The sequence below is a fragment of the Vibrio sp. Vb0667 genome (genome assembly GCF_033391095.1).
Genome location: NZ_JAWPOL010000011.1, coordinates 14,524 through 37,316, shown reverse-complemented (window position 1 = coordinate 37,316; position 22,793 = coordinate 14,524). Strand labels below are relative to the sequence as shown.

Below are 22,793 nucleotides of genomic sequence, written 5' to 3'. Positions count from 1 at the left end.
TTGCCTAATAGCCATCAGCAATATCGATGGCTATCGGTGAAGAAAGAAAACAATTCCTTCCAATCTTTCTATTTTGACCAGCATTTTATGCTGGTCTTTTTTATCTCCCACAGAATCAAATGTTACTTTTTTGTAACAATCAATTTTCTATCTATTTGAAATTATTAAACTATTTTAGCTTATTAAATGGTAAATCGCATATTCACGTGATGATCCACTAATAACTTGACCTTTTTTACAATAAGCTATAGCTTGTGAAGTTGATGAAAATAAAACACTCAAAAAATGTTAAATATTTCACAACTTTTACTGAATAATTATACATAAAGCTATAAAGATGACGCATAGTTAGTCATCGATATCAACGTAAGCAGTGTTGATATATCTGTCGGGATGACGGATAAGCAAAGGGAGAATTGCAATGGCTCTTTATGATCCAAGTCTTGAGAAAGACAACTGTGGATTTGGCTTGATCGCGCATATGGAAGGCGAACAAAGCCACAAGCTGGTACGTACAGCAATTTCTGCACTTGACCGCATGACTCACCGTGGTGGTATCGCCGCCGATGGTAAAACTGGTGATGGTTGTGGTCTTCTATTACAAAAGCCCGATTCCTATTTACGTCTTATTGCCGAAGAAAATGGTTTCAACCTTGGCAAGCAATACGCCGTAGGGATGATTTTCTTCAACCAAGATCCAGTCAAAGCTCAACTCGCTAAAGACATCGTCAACAAAGAACTGGCGCAAGAGACGCTAACTGTGGCTGGTTGGCGTGAAGTACCAACTAATTCAGAAGTACTCGGTCCAATTGCGGCCAACTCGCTTCCAAATATTCAGCAAGTCTTTATCTCTGCACCGGCAGGTTGGCGCGAGCGTGACATTGAACGTCGTCTCTACATCGCACGCCGTCGCATCGAGAAACAAATCACCGAAGATCCGGATTTCTACATCTGTAGCTTGTCGACTCAAGTTTTGGTGTACAAAGGCCTATGCATGCCTGCGGACTTACCGCGCTTTTATCTTGATCTTGCCGATCTACGTATGGAATCTGCTATCTGTCTGTTCCACCAGCGTTTTTCTACCAACACTCAACCGCGTTGGCCATTAGCTCAACCGTTCCGCTACCTTGCTCATAATGGTGAGATCAATACCATTGAAGGTAACCGACAATGGGCACGCGCTCGTGCTTACAAGTTCTCGTCACCACTGCTGCCTGACCTACAAACTGCAGCACCGTTTGTGAACGAGACAGGCTCAGACTCGTCTAGCCTAGATAATATGCTAGATCTCTTTTTAGCTGGCGGCATGGATATCTTCCGTGCCATGCGTATGCTTGTGCCGCCAGCATGGCAAAACCACCCTGACATGGATCCGGATTTGCGTGCGTTTTACGATTTCAACTCCAAACACATGGAACCATGGGATGGCCCAGCAGGTATCGTACTGTCCGATGGTCGTTATGCTGCTTGTAACCTAGACCGAAACGGTCTACGTCCTGCGCGTTATGTAATTACCAAAGACAAGTTGATCACTCTGGCGTCTGAGGTAGGGATTTGGAATTACGCCCCAGATGAAGTTGCCAAAAAAGGTCGTGTAGGTCCGGGGGAATTGCTCGTCATCGACACTCGTAAAGGTAAGCTTTGGCAATCTAGCGAGATCGATAATGACCTGAAATCTCGTCACCCTTATCGCGAATGGATGGAGAACAACGTTCGCAAACTAACACCGTTCTCTCAGCTGCCTGAAGATCAAGTAGGTGAGCGCAGCTTTGATGAAGACTTGCTTAAGACTTATCAAAAGCAGTTTGCTATGAGCAATGAAGAAGTCGATCAAGTATTGCGTGTCCTCGGTGATATGGGGCAAGAAGCCGTCGGTTCGATGGGTGATGACACCCCGATGGCGGTTCTTTCTTCGAAAGAGCGCTTGGTGACTGATTACTTCCGTCAGAAGTTCGCGCAGGTCACCAACCCACCAATCGATCCACTGCGTGAGAAACACGTCATGTCGCTGGCGACCAGCATCGGCCAGGAGATGAACGTCTTCTGTGAAACCGATGGCCACGCGCATCGTGTAACCTTTGATTCTCCAGTACTGCTCTATTCAGACATGCAGCAACTACTAGAGCTGAGTGACGATCATTACCGTAATACCATTCTCGATATCAACTACGATCCACAACAGAAAGATCTCAAACAAGCCATTGATGATCTGTGTGAGCAAGCAGAACAAGTGGTGCGTGAAGGCACGGTTCTAGTCGTGCTTTCAGATCGCGCTTTAGTCAAAGGCAAGCTGCCAATTCCTGCAGCAATGGCAGTCGGCGCCGTTCAAACTCGTCTGATTGACGCGAACTTACGTTGCGATGCCAACATTGTTGTCGAAACCGCAACAGCCCGTGATCCACACCAATTTGCCGTCTTACTTGGTTTTGGTGCCACTGCGGTTTACCCATACCTTGCTTATGAAGCGTTAGGTAAACTGATTGATGATAAAGCACTAGAGAAAGACTACCGCGATGTGATGCAAAACTACCAATACGGCATCAACAAAGGCCTGTACAAGATCATGTCGAAAATGGGGATCTCAACCATCGCCTCTTACCGCTGCTCACAACTATTTGAAGCAGTTGGCTTGAGCCAAGATGTGGTCGATCTGTGTTTTAAAGGCGTCACAACTCGAATTGAAGGCGCGAATTTTGACGACTTCCAGCAAGATCTTACAAACTTATCTCGTAAAGCATGGGCTAAACGCAAATCGATTGATCATGGCGGCTTGTTAAAGTACGTCCATGGCGGTGAGTATCATGCTTACAACCCGGATGTTGTCGGCACGCTGCAACAGGCCGTTAAATCTGGCGAAAGTAACGACTATCAGAGCTTTGCTAAGCAGGTAAACCAACGCCCTGTTGCCATGCTGCGTGACTTAATGTCGCTGAAAAAATCAGACTCACCGCTTCCACTTGAGCAAATAGAACCACGCACTGAACTGTTCAAACGCTTTGACTCAGCGGCAATGTCCATTGGCGCACTTAGCCCAGAAGCGCATGAAGCACTTGCAACGGCGATGAACCGTCTTGGTGGTTACTCTAACTCGGGTGAAGGCGGTGAAGATCCTCGCCGTTTCGGTACTGAGCGTAACTCACGTATCAAACAGATTGCTTCTGGCCGATTTGGTGTAACGCCGCATTACCTGACTAATGCGGATGTACTGCAAATCAAGGTGGCACAAGGTGCGAAACCGGGTGAAGGTGGACAGCTACCAGGACACAAAGTCACCGCAGAAATCGCAAAACTGCGTTATTCGGTACAAGGCGTGACTCTGATCTCCCCTCCTCCGCATCACGATATCTATTCGATTGAAGATTTGGCCCAGCTGATCTTCGACCTTAAACAAGTCAACCCGAATGCGCTGGTTTCGGTAAAACTCGTCTCCGAGCCAGGTGTCGGCACCATCGCAACGGGTGTAGCCAAGGCTTACGCTGATCTTATTACCATTTCGGGTTACGACGGTGGTACCGCAGCAAGCCCATTAACTTCGGTAAAATACGCTGGTAGCCCTTGGGAGTTGGGGTTGGCAGAGACACAACAAGCTCTGGTTGCTAATGGTCTGCGTCATAAGATCCGCCTACAGGTAGACGGTGGTCTAAAGACTGGTTTAGACGTAGTTAAAGCCGCAATTTTAGGTGCAGAAAGCTTCGGTTTTGGTACTGCGCCAATGGTCGCTATGGGTTGTAAGTTCCTACGAATTTGTCACCTCAACAACTGTGCAACTGGGGTTGCGACTCAAGACGAGACACTGCGTAAAGAATACTTCAAAGGTCTACCAGAAATGGTGATGAATTACTTCATCGGCCTGGCAGACGAAGTGCGCGGATTACTCGCCGAACTTGGCGTTGAAAAGCTGACGGACTTGATTGGTCGTACCGATTTACTTGAGGCAGTAGAGGGATTTACAGCGAAACAGACCAAGCTGGATCTATCCAATATTCTAGAAGCTCCAGTATCACCTGAGGGCCATCCGCTATTTTGGACAGAGCCAAACAAACCGTTTGATAAAGCTGAGCTCAACCAAAAGATCGTTGATGATGCCATGCATGCGGTCGAAAACAGTCAATCGGCAAGTTTCTTCTACAATGTCATCAACACTGATCGTTCTGTTGGTGCACGCTTATCTGGCGAAATAGCAAAACGCTATGGCAACCAAGGGTTGGCGGCTTCCCCTATCAAAATCTATCTTGACGGCACCGCAGGCCAGTCCTTTGGTGTTTGGAACGCAGGTGGTGTAGAGCTTTACCTCACGGGCGATGCGAACGACTACGTGGGCAAAGGCATGGCGGGTGGTAAAGTGGTTATCAAACCTCACCTTGGCACTGCATTTAAGTGTAATGAAGCAACCATCATTGGTAACACCTGTCTGTACGGCGCGACCGGCGGTAAACTATTTGCAGCCGGTAAAGCAGGTGAGCGTTTCGGCGTACGAAACTCAGGTACGATAGCCGTCATTGAAGGTGCTGGCGATAACGCTTGTGAGTACATGACTGGCGGTATTGTTGCCATTCTTGGTGCGACAGGTGTGAACTTTGGCGCGGGTATGACTGGAGGCTTTGCCTATGTTCTGGATGAGAACCAAAGCTTTGAAGGTCGAGTTAATACTGAGTCTGTCGAAGCTATCTCATTGTCCGATCTTTACATCCACCAAGAACATTTGCGTGGCCTAATTGCGGAACACCTTGAAGAAACAGGGTCGAGTCATGCTGAAAATATTTTGGCGAACTTTGATGAATGGATTCCAAAGTTCTATTTGGTGAAACCACAAGCGGCAGATCTTCGCACGCTACTTGGTCACCAGAGCCGCAGTGCCGCAGAGCTGCGTGTTCAAGCACAGTAATCATGGAGGATGTTTGAATCATGAGCCAGAACGTTTATCAATTTATCGATGTGCAGCGTGTAGATCCTGCGAAAAAGCCTATCAAAGTTCGTAAGATCGAGTTCGTTGAAATCTATGAACCGTTCACTAAACAACAGGCGACTGCACAAGCGGATCGCTGCTTAGATTGTGGCAACCCATATTGTGAATGGAAATGCCCAGTCCACAACTACATCCCTCAATGGTTAAAACTTGCCAATGAAGGTCGTATTCTTGAAGCGGTTGAACTATCGCATCAAACCAATAGCCTACCGGAAGTATGTGGGCGCGTTTGTCCTCAAGACCGCCTATGTGAAGGTTCATGCACGCTTAATGATGACTTTGGTGCCGTCACCATCGGTAACATAGAAAAGTACATTACCGACAAAGCGTTTGAAATGGGCTGGAAGCCAGATATGTCCAAGGTGGAGTGGACCGATAAAAAGGTCGCAATCATTGGAGCAGGCCCAGCTGGCTTGGCTGCCGCGGATATCCTAGTGCGCAATGGCGTTAAGCCAGTCGTGTTTGACCGCTACCCTGAAATTGGAGGCCTTCTGACCTTCGGTATTCCTTCCTTCAAGCTTGAAAAAGGCGTGATGGAAAACCGCCGCCGTGTGTTCACTGAAATGGGCGTCGAGTTCCGCATGAACATGGAAGTAGGCAAAGATGTCCAAATGCAAGAGCTACTTGATGAATACGATGCTGTTTTCTTGGGCGTTGGCACCTATAAATACATGCGTGCAGGTCTAGATAATGAAGATGCGCCGGGTGTGTATGACGCGCTGCCATTTTTAATTTCGAACACCTACAAAGTCATGGATCTTGAGAGTAACCAACCCTTTATCGATATGGCAGGAAAGAAAGTCGTCGTACTGGGTGGTGGTGATACAGCAATGGACTGCGTTCGTACCTCAATTCGCCAAGGTGCCTCCAACGTAGTTTGTGCTTATCGTCGTGATGAGGCCAACATGCCAGGCTCTCGTCGCGAGGTAAAAAACGCAAAGGAAGAAGGCGTGAAGTTCATGTTCAACCTTCAGCCTTTGGGAGTGGAAGTGGATGCGTCAGGCAAAGTCTCGGGGGTCAAAGTGGTGAAAACCGCACTTGGTGAACCTGATGAAGCGGGTCGCCGACGTCCAGAGCCCGTTGAAGGCAGCGAGCACGTTCTACCAGCAGACGTTGTTATCATGGCGTTTGGTTTCCAGCCGCACAAAATGGACTGGTTAGCACCGTTTGATGTCGATTTGGATCAATGGGGTCGTATCAAAGCCCCAGCGAAGCAAGAGTTCCAGTTCCAGACCAGCAATGAAAAGATCTTCGCGGGTGGTGATGCGGTACGAGGTTCTGATCTTGTCGTAACCGCAATTGATGAAGGACGAAAAGCGGCAGAAGGCATTCTCGATTACCTCGAAGTTTAATCTCAGTTAACCTCACAAAAAGGGTCCTATTATTGGATCCTTTTTCTTTTGTATCCATATAATTAGAAGCAAATTATAAGAGTAAATACAATGAAAAAAGCCGCTCTCCTTTCCATTACTTTGCTCGGCTTAACCGCTTGTAGCCAAGGAGTCACAACCATGACGGATCGTTCTCAATCACCTTGTGGTGACAAACCAAACTGCGTCTCCACCCAAGACTCGCGAGAAAAATACAACCTAACGCCATTCATCTTAGTTGATTCAGCGAACATCGACGCTATTGAGCAAGTTGCGCTTGAACTGCCAGGCGCGAAAACCGCGGTGAAAGAAAGCAACTACCTTCGTATCGAGTGCACATCTAAAATCATGCGCTTCGTGGATGACCTCGAACTAAAAATAGCAGGAGACCAACTGATTGTGCGCTCGGAATCTCGTGTGGGCTACTCTGACTTTGGCGTAAACAGAAAGCGCGCCGATCAATTACGAGAAAAGCTCACTCAAGCTAAGCTCATCAAATAGAAAACTGCCAACGGGGAGTGCTATACTCTCGGCCAACTAAAATATTTACCTAAAGAGAGTGTTATGAAAGTTGGTATCATCGGTGCGATGGAACAAGAAGTGACCATCCTGAAGCAAGCAATTACAAACTGCAAAACTGTAAATAAAGCAGGTTGTACGTTTTTCTCTGGTCAAATTAACGATGTCGAAGTCGTCGTACTACAATCGGGCATCGGTAAAGTTGCAGCGGCAGTGGGCACGACAATCCTTCTTGATGAATACCAACCAGACGTTGTGATTAACACAGGCTCTGCTGGCGGTTTCGATTCAAGCTTAAACCTTGGCGATGTAGTTATCTCTACAGAAGTTCGTCATCACGATGCAGACGTAACCGCTTTTGGTTATGAAATTGGCCAAATGGCCGGTCAACCAGCTGCATTCAAAGCGGATGACAAGCTAATGGACTTAGCAGAAAAAGCCCTAGCACAAATGGAAAACACTCATGCGGTTCGCGGCCTAATTTGTACTGGCGATGCGTTTGTTTGTACTGCTGAGCGTCAAGAGTTTATTCGTAAACACTTTCCGTCTGTTATCGCTGTAGAAATGGAAGCATCTGCTATCGCTCAAACTTGTCACCAATTCAACACACCGTTTGTTGTTGTGCGTGCAATCTCTGATGTCGCTGATAAAGAATCACCAATGAGCTTTGATGAGTTCCTACCTCTAGCAGCAAAAAGCTCTTCCGAAATGGTATTCAAAATGCTGGAACTCATTAAGTAAACGACTCATTCATGGAAGAAGTTTTTCAGTCATTTTATGCCAACGGTGCGCTCCTTATAATGTGGGGCGCACTGATCTTGCACCTTCTAGTGCCAATCCCCCATTCAGCGCACCCCATCACTTTATGGCGAAAGCTAGCAGAACAGCTAGCCAACAAAGTGAACAATAATCACAATTACTCACAGAGTGTAATCTCAGGCAGTCTTGCACTAGGCTTGATGCTGTTTCCTTGCTTGATATTACTGATTGCAGTAAAGCCATTTGTTTGGCAAATCCCTTTATATGAACTGGTTCTATTGATCCTTGCGCTAGACTGGCGCAACAGCGAAACGTTAACGAAACAGCTCGTCACAAGTATCTCTTCGGAAGACAAAGCCCAATGTCGAGCATTACTGCAACCATATCTTAATCGCGACACTGGTAACCTCTCGATCGTTGGCATAGGTAAAGCTGGCTCAGAAACCCTGATTATGGGATACAGCCGCAACGTTATCGGCGTGCTATTTTGGTACGCACTAACAGGTGGTATTGGTGCGTTAATGTATCGACTCACAACAGAATTAGCGCGAGTGTGGTCCCCTAGCCGACGCCAATATTTGCCCTTTGGTAAACCTGTGATTCAACTGGTTGCTACTCTGGATATTATTCCACTTCGTCTCTTTGCCATACTTTTAGCTGCCGGAAAGAATACAAGTAATGTGCTCTCTGGAATACAACAGCAAGCGAAGTCTTGGCCCTTACCAGGACCTAGTTGGGTGTTATGTACTATCGGACACAAACTACAACTGTCTTTATGCGGCCCTGCTATCTATCAAGGTGTGCGTGCAGAGCGCGCAAAAATCGGTGGGCGCATTGCGCCATCGGCTATTCACCTTTCACAAATACAAACGCTGCTCGTTTGGCGCGTCCTGGCTTGGATCGCAATCCAAAGTTTGCTTTTAGGAATAATTTATCAAGGATTATGATGAATAAATTATGCTTCGCATTAACGCTATTTGTTTCGACAGCGACCTTCGCTCAACCCGCTCAACGCATTATAAGTTTAGCTCCACATGCCACCGAAATTGCCTTTGCAGCAGGGCTAGGAGAGCAGCTTGTTGCTGTCAGCGAAATGAGCGATTATCCAGAACAGGCAAAGCAGCTAGAAAGAGTCTCAAATTATCAAGGAATTAAATTAGAGCGTATTATTGCTCTTCAGCCGGACTTAGTGATTGCTTGGCCAGCCGGAAACCCCGCTAAAGAGTTGGAGAAAATTAAACAGTTCGGTATTCCTATCTATTACTCCACTACAGGTTCATTAGAAGATATCGCCAATAATATCGAGCAACTCAGCCAATACAGCGAAACTCCACAAGTAGGAAAAAAGGCGGCTGAAGATTTTAGAACGCAACTGAGTACACTAAAAGAACAGTACAACACGAACGAGAAAGTTCGTTACTTTTATCAGTTGAGTGAAAAGCCTATCATCACTGTCGCCGGAAAGAACTGGCCAAGTGAAGTCTTTACTTTTTGCGGTGGTGAGAACATTTTCGCCGCATCTAGCGCGCCTTATCCTCAAGTTAGCATCGAGCAAGTCATTACTCGCCAGCCAGAGGTTATTTTTACTTCTCGTCACGCAATGAGTAACGATGGTATGTGGACTGAGTGGAGTAATGAGCTTCTTGCTCTTAAAAACAAACACATCTGGTCCCTAAACTCTGATTGGATTAACCGTCCCACACCACGCACATTGAACGCGATCAAGGAAGTGTGTGAGCACTTTAAAAGCGTTCGTCAAAAACGCTAACGATTTCGTGGCAAATACCGTACAATTTCCGCCCATTTTTTCTCACACTATTTAAAGGTACTAAGTAACATGGACTCCATGCTGCTTTATATGATCGATTTGTTCGGTACCGCTGTTTTCGCTATCTCTGGCGTATTACTGGCGGGCCGTTTAAAAATGGATCCATTCGGCGTTATCGTGCTCGGCAGTGTGACTGCTATAGGTGGCGGAACAATCCGAGACATGGCGCTTGGTGCCACTCCCGTATTTTGGATAACAGATACGACTTACTTATGGGTGATATTTGTTACGTGTCTACTAACCATGCTTGTTATTCGAAGACCCAAGCGACTCTCATGGTGGGTATTACCCGTTTGTGATGCCATCGGTCTCGCTGTATTTGTGGGAATAGGAGTAGAAAAGGCACTCGCCTACAATGCATCTGGGATGGTCGCGGTGATAATGGGGGTTATTACTGGCTGTGGCGGTGGCATTATACGAGACGTGCTGGCTCGCGAAGTTCCTATGGTATTAAGAAGTGAAGTCTATGCTACGGCATGTATTATTGGCGGCATCTTCCATACGATGGCGGTAAACATGGGTTATGACCACTCAACGGCTTTGCTCGCTGGTGTAATCTCAACGCTCATTATACGTCTCGGTGCGATTCGTTGGCATCTATCCCTGCCAACTTTCGCCATTAACCGTTAAACACCAACAACATCACTCATCATGGAGTCGACCAAGTGTCGGCTCCTCTCATTTGTGCTCATTTGATTCGCCAATTCTTGGGCAATTCGCTAAATTATCTCAACCATTCCTAACTTTCATTAATCATTATGTTGCTTGAAGGTATTGAAACGTTACTTGTCCTCAGTAAAGAAAAAACCATGAGCCGCACGGGCAGTCAACTCTATATTAGTCAGTCTGCCGTGAGTAAACGTATTTCAAATCTAGAGAAGAAGTTAGGAAAAAAATTGATAGAGCCAAATGGTCGGCACATAAAGCTGACCTCCGATGGCCTTGCCCTCATAAACACAATAGAACCCACGTTCAATGAGTTAAGAGGAAAAATCTACGATCAACAACAAATAGAAGACACTTCTTTAATCAAAATGGACTGCTCTGAAACCTTAGTGGCGGGATACCTCAGCATGATCATGGCAGAACACTTTGCCCATGATCAGTACATACGAATATCGACCAATCATACGCCACGCATTATTGAGAATGTGAAATCAGGTAAAGCGACACTGGGATTCTGTGCTGGTTATTTACCGCCTCACCATGGATTAATGAGCCTTCACCTCGCCGATGAACCTTTCTCAATTGTCAGTCGACATTCACTTTCACAACTACCTAAAGCTATTTTGACCAATGACCTAACTAACCCTGCCAACACATATCAACAAGCTATTTTATCCAAACACGGAATCGAACCTTTGATGGAAATGGATTCGTATACTGCGGCAGCACAACTTGCTTTGGGAGGTATGGCTCCCGCTTTAATCCCTAAATCTATCCTAACGACACTTAATATCACATCTAAGTTCTGTTATGACTTTGAAGAGCTAGATCAGTTAGTTCGACCAATACATATCTGCTTACGTCACAGCACATATCGTAGCGAACGAGTTAAAGCACTGACAGAATCCATTGCTGATGTTGTTGCCAAAGAAGTTTCGTTGCCATAAGCATCGACATCACTATAACTAGAGGACGAATCCATTTTTGTCCTTTACTTACCACGACCTTCGCCCCTAACTGAGCACCAAGAAAACCGCCAACAGCCATAGTTAAGCCAAGCTTCCACACTGGCAACCCAGCTAAGATAAAAAAGAGTAGTGCCGCTATGTTTGACGTGAAATTGAGGATTTTGGTTCTAGCTGTGGCTTCGACCAAAGAAAAGTGACCTAGTGCAACAAAACAAACAGTAAAAATAGATCCAGTCCCAGGGCCAAAAAAGCCATCATAGAAACCGATCCCGCCACCAATGCATAGCGCAAACATCGCTTCAGATAACTTTGGTTCTCCATCGATTTTTCGCGTACTTGGCGCGAGTAAAAAATAGAGGGAAATGGCTATCAAAAGAACAGGGATCAAACTGGTGAGTACGCTAGCATCAATAAACTGCACAGCCTCGGCACCGATCGCTGCACCAATAAAAGTACAGAGTATCGCGAAACGCATTTCCTTTAAGCTGACAATACCGTTACGCACGAAATACCAGCTAGCAGAGAAACTGCCAAACGAACTTTGTAACTTATTGGTTGCTAGAGCTTGAGTCGGACTCAACCCCGCAGCCAAAAGCGCAGGGAGCGTAATGAGCCCTCCCCCACCAGCCATCGCATCAATAAAGCCTGCGGCAGTCGCAACCAAAAATAAGGCCAACAAAATCTCAACCGTGATTTCCACTACACTTCCTTTTTGAAGAGGTATCAAAGAGGAAGAAACGGTAGCACTTATTCACAAAACTACCAATGGAAAGTCAAGACACCAATCTATTCCTAATTTTCATAGAATTAATGCTTAAACTTGACTCCAAACTTTTATATAAAATTTAGTTGTCAGAAAGAATTGAATCACTGTCACAAATCTATTCCTGATAATGAGATCAAACGCTTACCTTTAAATATAAAACTAGACGAATATGAAAGATCTGTTCAGCATGTAGAGTTTACATTGTCAGCTCTCAAGGCCCGATATCTGAGGAAAATACATGACTAGCAACTACCCTTTATCACGACATCAATCCTCAAAAAATAGTGCTAGTATAAGCACCTACCCACTTTATAAATCAAATCATCAACATCGAAATCAAGAAACCATTATCTTATCTATCGAGAGCTTCGATATCGTTGTCAAGAACAATGTAAAAGATAAAGCGAAATTAGAACGTTGGGAAAAGATAAAGGGAATGTTTGAAAATACAGCAAACTATTATGCTACAGGACAGGACTTAGTTTTTATAACCAACTTATCAAACTATTTGTACGGAAATAATAGCTCTGTTATCGTTAAAAATTATTCTGGAGCTCCACATATCATACTCACAGGCTCCCCTGCTATGCACTCAAAGCTTTCTGGATTAGGAAAATTTCTTCCCACTCCAACTGTGGCAAAGTTCGCTGTTGGACCAGAAGGGGCATTACAATCCATTAGAAGTGGGGGCATAATAACAATTATCTTAATATCCACATACAGAGTGATTGACTTTTTCCTCAATGACCGTCAAACCTTAGCCAAACTATTTGGTACTTTAGCTAGTGATATAATCACTATCGGGTTATCGTCAGCTGCAGCAGCTATATTTGTAAACTTTGCCGCAGCAGTGGGTGGCAGTGTTGTAACTTTAAGTGCTGGCCCATTATTAGGGGCTATTTTGATAAGCTCGGCTGTAGGTCTTTTATTGAATAGAGAAAATGATAAACGAGGTTTAACACAGAAGTTAATAGCCTCTATAGATATTTACTTAAAGCAAAGAGATATAGAAGCAAAGAGAAGAGCAAAAGAAGAATATAATGAGATTCAACGTAAAACTCAAAGTATGATTTTCTCGCAAGAAATACAGCGAGGTTTGTTACGATGAAAAAAGGGAGTTACGACCGAACGCAAGTGTTTTTTTATTTAATAATTTTATTAGCATCAGCAATATCACTGTTAATATATGGTTTTGATGGATTGTCAGACTTTTATCTTAACATCTATAATAATGAAAGTTATTCATCTTTTGATCAGGCTGATATTTTGATTATAGGCTCTAGTTTGATCTTATTTGAATGCTCTAGAATGTCCGTAAAAACATTAAAATCAAATAATTTCCTAACTAAAAGTGAGTTTAAAAGCTCTAGTAAGATATTCCTAACTATATCGGTAACTAGTTTTTTTCTTCTTTATCCCTCGCTACTAGCAGCAGATGTTTTTGCAAAAAGTAACGGATACTCTCTTGATACTGAAGAATCAACTTATAACTTAGTCCTAGAAAAAAGAACATATCGAAGCACTCCATAGTTAGTATGTCTTTAAGCTCGACACTGCTTATTTTAACTTTTTCTAATTACCTATCTGCTTAAAGAGTTATGGTCGGCTTAATACCTCAGTCCTACAGCATTAATTTTGTTGCAGCAAGTGGTAGTTCTATTGCTTCATCTTTGGGCACATTGCTTGCCATCATTAGCTTAATGATCTTCAAAAGCAAAGCATACCAATCGTTCCTAGCACACTTTAATGCTCTTCATTTTAGAAAAACCTCGATATAAAAAAGCCCGCTCAAATGAGCGGGCAATGAGGTTGTCATGTAAGCCCTGATTAATGAGCTTACTGATTTTTATCTGTTACGCGTCTAGACTCGCTTTCACTTTAGCGTGTAACTCTTGAACCGAAGTTACTGACGCTTTTGCGTCTGCAGTATGAGACATACATGTAGCGAACGCTGCATTCAGTGTCGTTGTGTAGTTCACTTTTTCTGCCAGTGCACCACGGCGTAGAACTTTCGAATCTTCAATCGCTTGACGACCAGCAGCCGTGTTTACGATGTAGGTGTATTCGTTGTTCTTGATGCGGTCAAGAATGTGTGGACGACCTTCGTGTACTTTGTTTACCAAACGTGGGTTAATACCCGCTTCGCCCAGAATTACAGCAGTACCGTGTGTCGCATCCAACTGGTAACCCAGTTTCACTAACTTAGAAGCTAGGTCAACAACACGCTCTTTATCACCTTCACGTACAGACAGTAGCGCACGACCACCTTCAGGATAAACCGCACCACAACCTAGCTCTGCTTTCGCGTAAGCTTCTGCGAACGTTGCACCCACACCCATTACTTCACCTGTTGAGCGCATTTCAGGGCCCAATAGAGGGTCAACACCAGGGAATTTGTTGAACGGCAGAACCACTTCTTTCACTGAGTAGTAAGGAGGGATAATCTCTTTAGTAAAGCCTTGTGACTCTAGAGATTGACCCGCCATTACACGTGCAGCGATTTTCGCTAGAGGAGCGCCTGTCGCTTTCGATACGAATGGTACCGTACGAGCAGCACGAGGGTTCACTTCAATTAGATAAACGTCGTTATCTTTCACAGCAAACTGCGTGTTCATCAAACCGCGTACACCGAGTTCGAATGCTAACTTCTCAACTTGCTCACGCATCTTGTCTTGAATTTCCTGACTTAGCGTGTATGCAGGCAGTGAACATGCAGAGTCACCAGAGTGAACACCCGCTTGTTCGATGTGCTCCATGATACCGCCGATAACGACGCGTTCACCGTCACAGATAGCATCAATATCAACTTCGGTTGCATCATCCAAGAAACGGTCTAGCAGAACTGGAGACTCGTTCGATACGCTTACTGCTTCGTTGAAGTAGCGACGCAGGTCTTGCTCGTCGTACACGATTTCCATCGCACGACCACCGAGTACATAAGATGGACGAACAACTAATGGGAAGCCAATTTCTTTCGATTTCTCAACCGCTTGCTCCATCGTTGTTACTGTCGCGTTTTCTGGCTGAAGTAGACCTAAACGGTCAACAGCGGCTTGGAAGCGTTCACGGTCTTCCGCACGGTCGATAGCATCTGGGCTAGTACCAATGATTGGCACACCAGCCGCTTCTAGAGCACGAGCCAGTTTAAGTGGCGTTTGACCACCGTACTGAACAATCACACCTTTTGGTTTTTCAACGCGAGCGATAGACAGTACATCTTCCAGAGTTACTGGCTCGAAGTACAGACGATCAGACGTATCGTAGTCAGTAGATACCGTTTCTGGGTTACAGTTAACCATAATGGTTTCGTAACCGTCTTCACGCAGCGCAAGTGATGCATGGACACAACAGTAATCGAATTCAATACCTTGGCCGATACGGTTTGGACCGCCACCAAGAACCATGATCTTATCTTTGTCTGTTGGGTTTGCTTCACATTCTTCATCGTAAGATGAGTACATGTAAGCCGTGTCAGAAGAAAACTCTGCTGCACATGTATCCACACGTTTGTAAACCGGATGAATATCAAACTGCTCACGAGCACGGCGAATTTCACTTTCAGCGACACCAAGCAATTTAGACAAGCGAGCATCAGAGAAGCCTTTGCGTTTCATCTGACGAAGCACTTCTTTGGTCAAACCTGCGTAGCCGCCCGCCTTGACTTGTTCTTCGAGTTTTACAATTTCTTCGATTTGAACCAGGAACCAGCGGTCGATTTGAGTCAAGTTGAACACACCGTCGACTGACATACCCGCTCGGAATGCATCGGCGATGTACCAGATACGCTCTGCACCTGCTTCTTTAAGTTCGTGACGAATCTTAGTCAGTGCATCTGGCGCTTCCAGATCGACCATCTCATCAAAACCAGTTGCGCCAACTTCTAGGCCACGCAGTGCTTTATGAAGAGATTCTTGTTGGTTACGACCAATCGCCATTACCTCACCAACCGATTTCATCTGAGTTGTCAGACGATCGTTTGCACCAGCAAATTTCTCGAAGTTAAAGCGAGGGATCTTAGTTACGACGTAGTCGATAGTTGGTTCAAATGACGCGGGTGTTGCACCACCTGTGATGTCGTTTTGTAGTTCGTCTAGCGTAAAGCCAACAGCCAGTTTCGCGGCAATTTTCGCAATTGGGAAGCCTGTTGCTTTTGATGCTAGCGCAGAAGAGCGAGATACACGCGGGTTCATCTCGATGATGACCATACGACCATCTTTCGGGTTGATACCAAACTGTACGTTTGAACCACCTGTTTCAACACCGATTTCACGCAGAACAGCTAGCGATGCATTACGCATAAGCTGGTATTCTTTGTCAGTCAGTGTTTGTGCTGGAGCAACCGTGATTGAGTCGCCCGTATGGATGCCCATTGGGTCAAAGTTCTCGATTGAACATACGATGATACAGTTGTCCGCTTTGTCACGAACGACTTCCATTTCGTACTCTTTCCAACCGATTAGTGACTCATCGATAAGAAGTTCGTTGGTCGGAGATAAGTCCAGACCGCGACGACAGATTTCTTCGAACTCTTCTTTGTTGTACGCGATACCACCACCAGTGCCACCCATGGTGAACGATGGACGAATGATACAAGGGAAGCCAACCATATCTAAAACTTTGTAAGCTTCTTCCATGCTCTTCGCTGTATCTGCGCGAGGACACTCAAGGCCGATAGACTTCATCGCTTTATCAAAACGAGAACGGTCTTCCGCTTTGTCGATTGCATCAGCCGTTGCACCAATCATCTCTACGCCAAACTCTGCGAGAACGCCGTGCTTCTCTAAATCTAACGCACAGTTAAGTGCTGTCTGACCACCCATAGTTGGCAGAACTGCATCAGGACGTTCTTTCTCGATGATCTTGCGTACAACTTCCCACTGAATCGGCTCGATGTAAGTCGCATCTGCCATCTCTGGGTCAGTCATAATCGTTGCTGGGTTAGAGTTAACCAGGATAACTCGGTAGCCTTCTTCACGAAGAGCTTTACACGCTTGTGCGCCAGAGTAGTCAAACTCACATGCCTGACCGATAACAATCGGACCAGCACCAAGAATTAGAATACTTTGAATGTCAGTACGTTTTGGCATTATCTACTACTCCGAATTAAGCGCTGTGTTTTTTGATTAGTTCGATAAAGTGGTCAAATAGCGGTGCCGCGTCATGTGGACCAGGGCTCGCTTCTGGGTGACCTTGGAAGCTAAATGCTGGCTTGTCTGTGCGGTGGATACCTTGCAAAGAGCCATCAAATAGCGATACGTGAGTAGCACGTAAGTTTTCCGGTAATGTTGCTTCATCTGCCGCAAAGCCGTGGTTTTGCGAAGTGATCATCACAACGTTACGCTCTAAATCTTTTACTGGGTGGTTTGCACCGTGGTGACCAAACTTCATTTTCACCGTTTGCGCACCTGATGCTAGCGCCAGAATTTGGTGACCTAGACAAATACCAAAAATTGGCAGGCCTTTTTCTAGGAACACTTTGGTTGCTTCAATCGCGTAAGTACATGGTTCTGGGTCACCAGGGCCGTTCGATAAGAATACGCCATCTGGATTTAGTGCCAGAACTTCTTCCGCTGACGTTTCTGCAGGTACAACCGTTAAGCGGCAGCCGCGGTCAACCAACATTCGTAAGATGTTGCGTTTTGCGCCGAAGTCGTAAGCGACAACGTGGTATGGCAGCTCGCTGTCATCTTTCGCCTCTGGAAGTCCACCTTCAAGCGTCCACGAACCTTGTTTCCACTGATACGCTTCTTTTGTTGTAACTTCTTTCGCAAGGTCCATTCCTTTTAAGCCTGGGAATTCTTTTGCTTTCGCTAGTGCCAAAGCTTCGTCTAGGTTATTGCCCGCAACAATACAGCCGTTTTGAGCACCTTTTTCACGCAGGATACGAGTGAGCTTACGAGTATCGATATCAGCGATGCCAACGATATTTTGAGACTTAAGATAATCAGAGAGGGATTGTTCGTTACGGAAGTTAGAAGCGATTAGAGGAAGATCGCGAATCACAAGGCCTTGTGCATGAATGGAAGAGGATTCTTCATCTTCGGAAGTGGTTCCGGTATTGCCAATGTGAGGATAAGTGAGAGTGACGATTTGCTGAGAATAGGAAGGATCAGTGAGGATTTCTTGATACCCCGTCATCGAGGTATTAAAAACGACTTCACCAACGGAAAGACCATCTGCCCCTATGGACACTCCGCGGAACACTGTCCCATCTTCTAGGACCAACAGTGCTAATTTACCCAAGACAACCTCCAGAATAAAAATGCAAAAAAAATAAATCAAACTGCAAACATGCCTTCCTTTACCTATAAAATCTACATAAATAGGTATTTCAGACAAATTGGCGGTATTCTAAAGTTGGACTCGAAACCTGTCAACCTACAATCAAAAATAAATGATTAATTTCTAGCGAGTAAGGTCATTTTGAATCAGTAAGGCCCAAAAAGATAACTTTTACATGCTATTACATAGAGAGGCATAGAGGTTTAATGAATTTTACAAATTTGAACTTTTTAGAGATCACAAAAAAGTATGAGTTTTTCACGCAAACGTTCACACAACAAAAAAGACATTAGTTTTTAGGCATCAAAACCCAAAACACCCACAAAACAACCAAAACAACAACAAAAGTAAGCACCAAAATACTTTCTGTTAGAATCATTTCATTTACAACTAATTCTATAGATATAAAAAAGCCGGCTACCGCCGGCGAATAATTATGTATTTAGAGTTCATTCAATCCCAAAACATCTGTCATGGTATAAAAGCCCGCTGGTTTGGCACTCAACCAAACAGCGGCCTTGACGGCGCCATTAGCAAACGTCATACGATCGGTCGCTTTGTGCGTTATCTCCACTCGTTCCCCGATATCAGCAAACATGGCTGTGTGCTCACCGACAATATCGCCAGCGCGAATTGTAGCAAAGCCGATCTCATCTTTAGTACGTTCACCTGTGATACCTTCTCGCGCATAGACAGCTACATCATTCAGCTTGTTGCCCATCGCACCAGCAATGGCTTCGCCCATCCCGATAGCGGTACCAGAAGGAGCATCAACTTTATGACGATGATGTGCTTCGACAATCTCAACATCACAGTAGTCGCCCATCACTTTGGCTGCTTTCTCAAGAAGCTTAAATACTAGGTTCACACCAACAGAGTAGTTAGGAGCCATGACAACAGGCACTTGCTTAGCGGCTTCGTCAATCAGTTCACGCTCTGCATCACTGAAACCAGTCGTCCCAATCACAATACTCTTTCCATGCTTCTTACACAGTTCAAGATTCGCCAACGTACTTACTGGGGCAGTAAAATCGATGATTACATCAAAATTATCGACGTCTTTAGCAAGATCATCCGTTAAGAACACATCGAATTTACCTTCACCACAAAGCTCACCGATATCGACACCGACAAGTGAGGACTCAGGTCGTTCTGATCCCGCGCTCACTGTCGCCTCTGGGTTAAGGTGTGAAGCTTTAACCAAATTACGGCCCATTCGGCCTGCTGCTCCTGCGATTGCAATACGAACCATTGCGCTTTCTCTCCTTCTCTGGATAACGAGGTTTGCTCTCGTTCTCTCGTTTCGCTTAATCTGTTTAAACTAACAACATACCGTGGTTACCACAAGCAAGTTCATCAGGCTTAAGCGAACTCTTTTACGACACGCTCCAAGATAGGCACGTTCGCTTCAGGAAAGGCATAGTTACCCAATTCTCTTATCTCAACCCAGCGACCTTCTTGACCTTCTCGGCCGTAAGGCTCATTACTGAACTTAGATACCGTAATAAAATCAAACTTAAGTGATTTGTCTGGATAGTCATATTCCAAATGCTCGAAAAGGGCTTGCTCAGTAACTTCAATTCCTACTTCTTCTTCAAGTTCTCTTGCTAGAGCATGTTCAATACTTTCTCCTGACTCGACTTTCCCGCCGGGAAACTCCCAAAACCCGCCTTTATGCTTGTCGTCTGGACGCTTTGTAATAAAAATTTTTGATTTGTCTTGGTTAAAAATAATAGCCGCGACTATGTGAATTCTTTTCATAGGGGTTCCTAACTCTCAAGCCGTTACACTTCAACGGTCTTTGCATCTCTAAAACTATCCGATGCTATCAAAACTTATGAAATTCGACAGCCACAGAATTTGCTTAAAAAAAGAGCCGCCTAGGCGACTCTTTAAAAAATTATCTGACTAATACGTTAGTCGATCTTGCCGTGGCACTGTTTATACTTCTTACCACTACCACAAGGGCAAGGCTCATTGCGACCTACTTTACGTTCATCACGTACCATTGGCTGACTTGAACCTTCTTCAGATTCTTCACCTTCAGAAAGAGGGTTTTGTGCTGCTGCGTGTTGCGCTTGAGCACGACGAGCGGCCTCTTCAGCTTGCGCACGACGTTGCTCTTCCATACGTTCAACTTCTTCTTGTTGCTGGACTCGAACGCGAGATAGAACAGTAATCACATCAGTTTTCAGCGCTTCTAGTAGACCTTCAAACAGTTCAAACGATTCACGCTTGTATTCCTGTTTCGGGTTCTTCTGCGCATAGCCGCGTAAGTGAATACCCTGACGCAAGTGATCCATTGCTGCCAAGTGCTCTTTCCAAAGCGTATCCAGAGTTTGAAGCATAACCGATTTCTCGAAGTTACGAAGCACTTGCGCACCCACCACTTCCTCTTTCTCTTTATACACTTCAACGGCTAGATTGATGATCTTCTCGCGTAGCGCCTCTTCGTAAAGCTTATCGTCTTCTTCAAGCCATTGCTTCACTGGCGCATCAAGATCGAAGTCTGCTTTCAAGCGCTCTTGCAGACCTTCAACGTCCCACATATCTTCTAGTGATTGTGGCGGGATGTACTCATCAATAACCGCTGTTAGCACATCTTCACGGTTTTGCTCGATCATACCGCTGATGTCTTCAACGTTCATCAATTCGTCGCGCAGCTCGTAGACAACCTTACGCTGATCGTTCGCCACATCATCGTATTCTAGTAGCTGCTTACGGATATCAAAGTTACGACCTTCCACTTTACGCTGTGCTTTTTCAATTGAGCGAGAAAGCATTTTCGATTCAATTGCTTCACCTTCTTCCATACCACTTTGGATAAGGCTCGCCATACGATCAGAAGTGAAAATACGTAACAAAGAGTCTTCCATAGATAGGTAGAAGCGAGATGAACCCGCATCTCCTTGACGACCAGAACGACCACGTAGCTGGTTATCAATACGGCGAGATTCGTGGCGCTCAGTACCAATGATGTGTAGACCACCAGCATCTAGTACTTGATCATGTACCACTTTCCACTCTGCTTTAATCGCATCGATTTGTTCTTGAGTTGGGTTCTCCAAAGCTTCCACTTTTGATTGCCAACTACCGCCAAGCACAATGTCCGTACCACGACCGGCCATGTTGGTCGCGATAGTTACCGCACCAGGCATACCCGCTTCAGCAACAATTTCCGCTTCCTTTTCATGGAATTTCGCATTCAATACGTTGTGTTTGATCTTCGCTTTCTTCAATGCGTTAGAAAGAAGTTCTGATTTTTCAATCGATACTGTACCAACCAATGTTGGCTGACCTTTCGCAACGCGCTCTTTGATATCTTCAATGATTGCAGCAAACTTCTCAGCTTCGGTACGGTACACCACATCCGGCATATCGTTACGAATCATTGGTTTGTTGGTTGGGATAACCACCGTTTCCAAGCCATAAATAGATTGGAACTCAAACGCTTCAGTATCCGCAGTACCTGTCATACCAGACAGTTTTTCGTATAAGCGGAAGTAGTTCTGGAAGGTAATCGAAGCCAAAGTTTGGTTTTCGTTTTGAATCTTAACGCCTTCTTTCGCTTCTACTGCTTGGTGAAGACCTTCAGACCAACGACGACCTGGCATTGTACGACCAGTATGTTCATCAACAATTACTACTTCACCTTCGTCAGTAACGATGTAATCAACGTTGCGCTCAAACAACACATGAGCACGCAAAGCGGCATTCACGTGATGTAACATGCTGATGTTAGTCGGAGAGTAAAGTGTGTCACCCTCTTCCATAAGACCATTTTTCACCAACAGTTCTTCAACGTACTCTTGGCCCGTTTCTGTGAGGTATACTTGCTTTGATTTCTCATCAACAGTGTAGTGACCATCACCACGATATTCTTCAGAGTCTTCTTTGTCTTGCTTTTTAAGATGCGGGATCAAAAGGTTGATTCGGGTGTATAGCTCAGAGCTATCTTCAGCAGGACCAGAAATGATTAAAGGGGTACGAGCTTCATCAATTAGGATTGAGTCCACCTCATCGACAACTGCAAAGAAGCGTTCACGTTGTACGCGATCTTCGCTACGGAAAGCCATATTGTCACGAAGGTAGTCAAAACCAAATTCATTGTTCGTTCCGTACAAGATGTCAGCTTGGTACGCTTCTTTTTTCTCTTGAGGAGGCATGTTTGGCACGTTTACGCCAACAGTCATACCTAAAAATTCAAATAGAGGGCGGTTTGTCTCTGCATCACGTTTAGCTAGATAATCGTTCACTGTTACAATATGAACGCCTTTACCAGCTAGGGCATTTAGGTAAGCAGGAAGCGTTGCCGTCAGCGTTTTACCTTCACCCGTACGCATTTCAGCGATTTGACCCGCATTTAGAACCATACCACCGATAAGCTGGACGTCGAAGTGGCGCATACCGTAGACACGCTTAGATGCTTCACGAACCGTAGCAAAAGCTTCTGGAAGTAGTTTATCAAGAGTTTCACCCTTATCTAGGCGCTCACGGAATTCAACCGTCTTTGCTTTTAACTCTTCGTCACTTAGAGCCTCGAATGTTGGCTCATAGTTATTAATTTCTTTTACAATTTTTCTAAGGCGGCGCAGTGTTCGGTCGTTGCGACTGCCAATCACTTTTGTCAGTAGCTTAGTTATCATTTTTCGTGAATCTCTCTTTATTC

General features: G+C 45.0%; 16 protein-coding genes. 10 read left to right on the top strand and 6 right to left on the bottom strand.

The window, feature by feature from the left end; all coding sequences use genetic code 11:
• Positions 1 to 421 precede the first annotated feature (421 nt).
• The 8 genes from gltB (at position 422) to R8269_RS12595 (ending at position 11,055) form a co-directional block, all read left to right on the top strand.
• Positions 422 to 4,885: a glutamate synthase large subunit gene (gltB, locus tag R8269_RS12630; RefSeq protein ID WP_064376565.1), complete on the top strand. Its 4,464-nt coding sequence runs from the start codon at positions 422 to 424 to the stop codon at positions 4,883 to 4,885.
• Between the two features lie 20 nt (positions 4,886 to 4,905).
• Positions 4,906 to 6,318, top strand: coding sequence for an FAD-dependent oxidoreductase (locus tag R8269_RS12625; protein ID WP_064353627.1), 1,413 nt, complete (start codon positions 4,906 to 4,908; stop codon positions 6,316 to 6,318).
• A gap of 90 nt (positions 6,319 to 6,408) precedes the next feature.
• Positions 6,409 to 6,837 (top strand): DUF1499 domain-containing protein, encoded by a 429-nt coding sequence (locus R8269_RS12620; protein ID WP_017821476.1) that lies wholly within the window; start codon positions 6,409 to 6,411, stop codon positions 6,835 to 6,837.
• 63 nt (positions 6,838 to 6,900) lie between these two features.
• On the top strand, positions 6,901 to 7,596 hold the full coding sequence (gene mtnN, locus R8269_RS12615) for a 5'-methylthioadenosine/S-adenosylhomocysteine nucleosidase (protein WP_005381837.1): 696 nt from the start codon (positions 6,901 to 6,903) through the stop codon (positions 7,594 to 7,596).
• Between the two features lie 11 nt (positions 7,597 to 7,607).
• Positions 7,608 to 8,561, top strand: coding sequence for a cobalamin biosynthesis family protein (locus R8269_RS12610; protein ID WP_215810546.1), 954 nt, complete (start codon positions 7,608 to 7,610; stop codon positions 8,559 to 8,561).
• Positions 8,561 to 9,382: a vitamin B12 ABC transporter substrate-binding protein BtuF gene (btuF, locus tag R8269_RS12605; RefSeq protein ID WP_017821478.1), complete on the top strand. Its 822-nt coding sequence runs from the start codon at positions 8,561 to 8,563 to the stop codon at positions 9,380 to 9,382. The genes R8269_RS12610 and btuF overlap by 1 nt, the downstream gene beginning before the upstream one ends.
• Before the next feature lie 69 nt (positions 9,383 to 9,451).
• Positions 9,452 to 10,072 (top strand): TRIC cation channel family protein, encoded by a 621-nt coding sequence (locus R8269_RS12600; protein WP_005387377.1) that lies wholly within the window; start codon positions 9,452 to 9,454, stop codon positions 10,070 to 10,072.
• A 128-nt stretch (positions 10,073 to 10,200) separates the two neighbouring features.
• On the top strand, positions 10,201 to 11,055 hold the full coding sequence (locus R8269_RS12595; RefSeq protein ID WP_215810547.1) for a LysR family transcriptional regulator: 855 nt from the start codon (positions 10,201 to 10,203) through the stop codon (positions 11,053 to 11,055).
• Here R8269_RS12595 and R8269_RS12590 read toward each other — a convergent pair.
• Positions 10,997 to 11,776 (bottom strand): TSUP family transporter, encoded by a 780-nt coding sequence (locus tag R8269_RS12590; protein ID WP_017821480.1) that lies wholly within the window; start codon positions 11,774 to 11,776, stop codon positions 10,997 to 10,999. The two genes, R8269_RS12595 and R8269_RS12590, sit on opposite strands and share 59 nt — an antisense overlap.
• A gap of 304 nt (positions 11,777 to 12,080) precedes the next feature.
• Between R8269_RS12590 and R8269_RS12585 the strand changes: the two genes are divergently transcribed.
• Both R8269_RS12585 and R8269_RS12580 read left to right on the top strand, forming a co-directional pair.
• Positions 12,081 to 12,950, top strand: coding sequence for a hypothetical protein (locus R8269_RS12585; protein ID WP_167415012.1), 870 nt, complete (start codon positions 12,081 to 12,083; stop codon positions 12,948 to 12,950).
• On the top strand, positions 12,947 to 13,372 hold the full coding sequence (locus R8269_RS12580) for a hypothetical protein (protein WP_017633621.1): 426 nt from the start codon (positions 12,947 to 12,949) through the stop codon (positions 13,370 to 13,372). The genes R8269_RS12585 and R8269_RS12580 overlap by 4 nt, the downstream gene beginning before the upstream one ends.
• A gap of 323 nt (positions 13,373 to 13,695) precedes the next feature.
• Here R8269_RS12580 and carB read toward each other — a convergent pair whose 3' ends face one another.
• From carB to secA, 5 genes are all read right to left on the bottom strand, one after another.
• Positions 13,696 to 16,929: a carbamoyl-phosphate synthase large subunit gene (gene carB / locus R8269_RS12575; protein ID WP_005381854.1), complete on the bottom strand. Its 3,234-nt coding sequence runs from the start codon at positions 16,927 to 16,929 to the stop codon at positions 13,696 to 13,698.
• 16 nt (positions 16,930 to 16,945) lie between these two features.
• Positions 16,946 to 18,085 (bottom strand): glutamine-hydrolyzing carbamoyl-phosphate synthase small subunit, encoded by a 1,140-nt coding sequence (carA, locus tag R8269_RS12570; protein WP_017821483.1) that lies wholly within the window; start codon positions 18,083 to 18,085, stop codon positions 16,946 to 16,948.
• A gap of 481 nt (positions 18,086 to 18,566) precedes the next feature.
• The gene (gene dapB / locus R8269_RS12565) at positions 18,567 to 19,376 is read right to left on the bottom strand and encodes a 4-hydroxy-tetrahydrodipicolinate reductase (RefSeq protein WP_005381860.1); all 810 of its coding nucleotides are present in this window, start codon (positions 19,374 to 19,376) and stop codon (positions 18,567 to 18,569) included.
• Positions 19,377 to 19,486: 110 nt separating this feature from the next.
• Entirely contained in the window at positions 19,487 to 19,885 is a 399-nt protein-coding gene (mutT, locus tag R8269_RS12560) for an 8-oxo-dGTP diphosphatase MutT (RefSeq protein ID WP_005387387.1), read from the bottom strand.
• Between the two features lie 155 nt (positions 19,886 to 20,040).
• Complete coding sequence (secA, locus tag R8269_RS12555) at positions 20,041 to 22,770, bottom strand: preprotein translocase subunit SecA (protein WP_136976978.1); 2,730 nt, start codon at positions 22,768 to 22,770, stop codon at positions 20,041 to 20,043.
• Positions 22,771 to 22,793 lie beyond the last annotated feature (23 nt).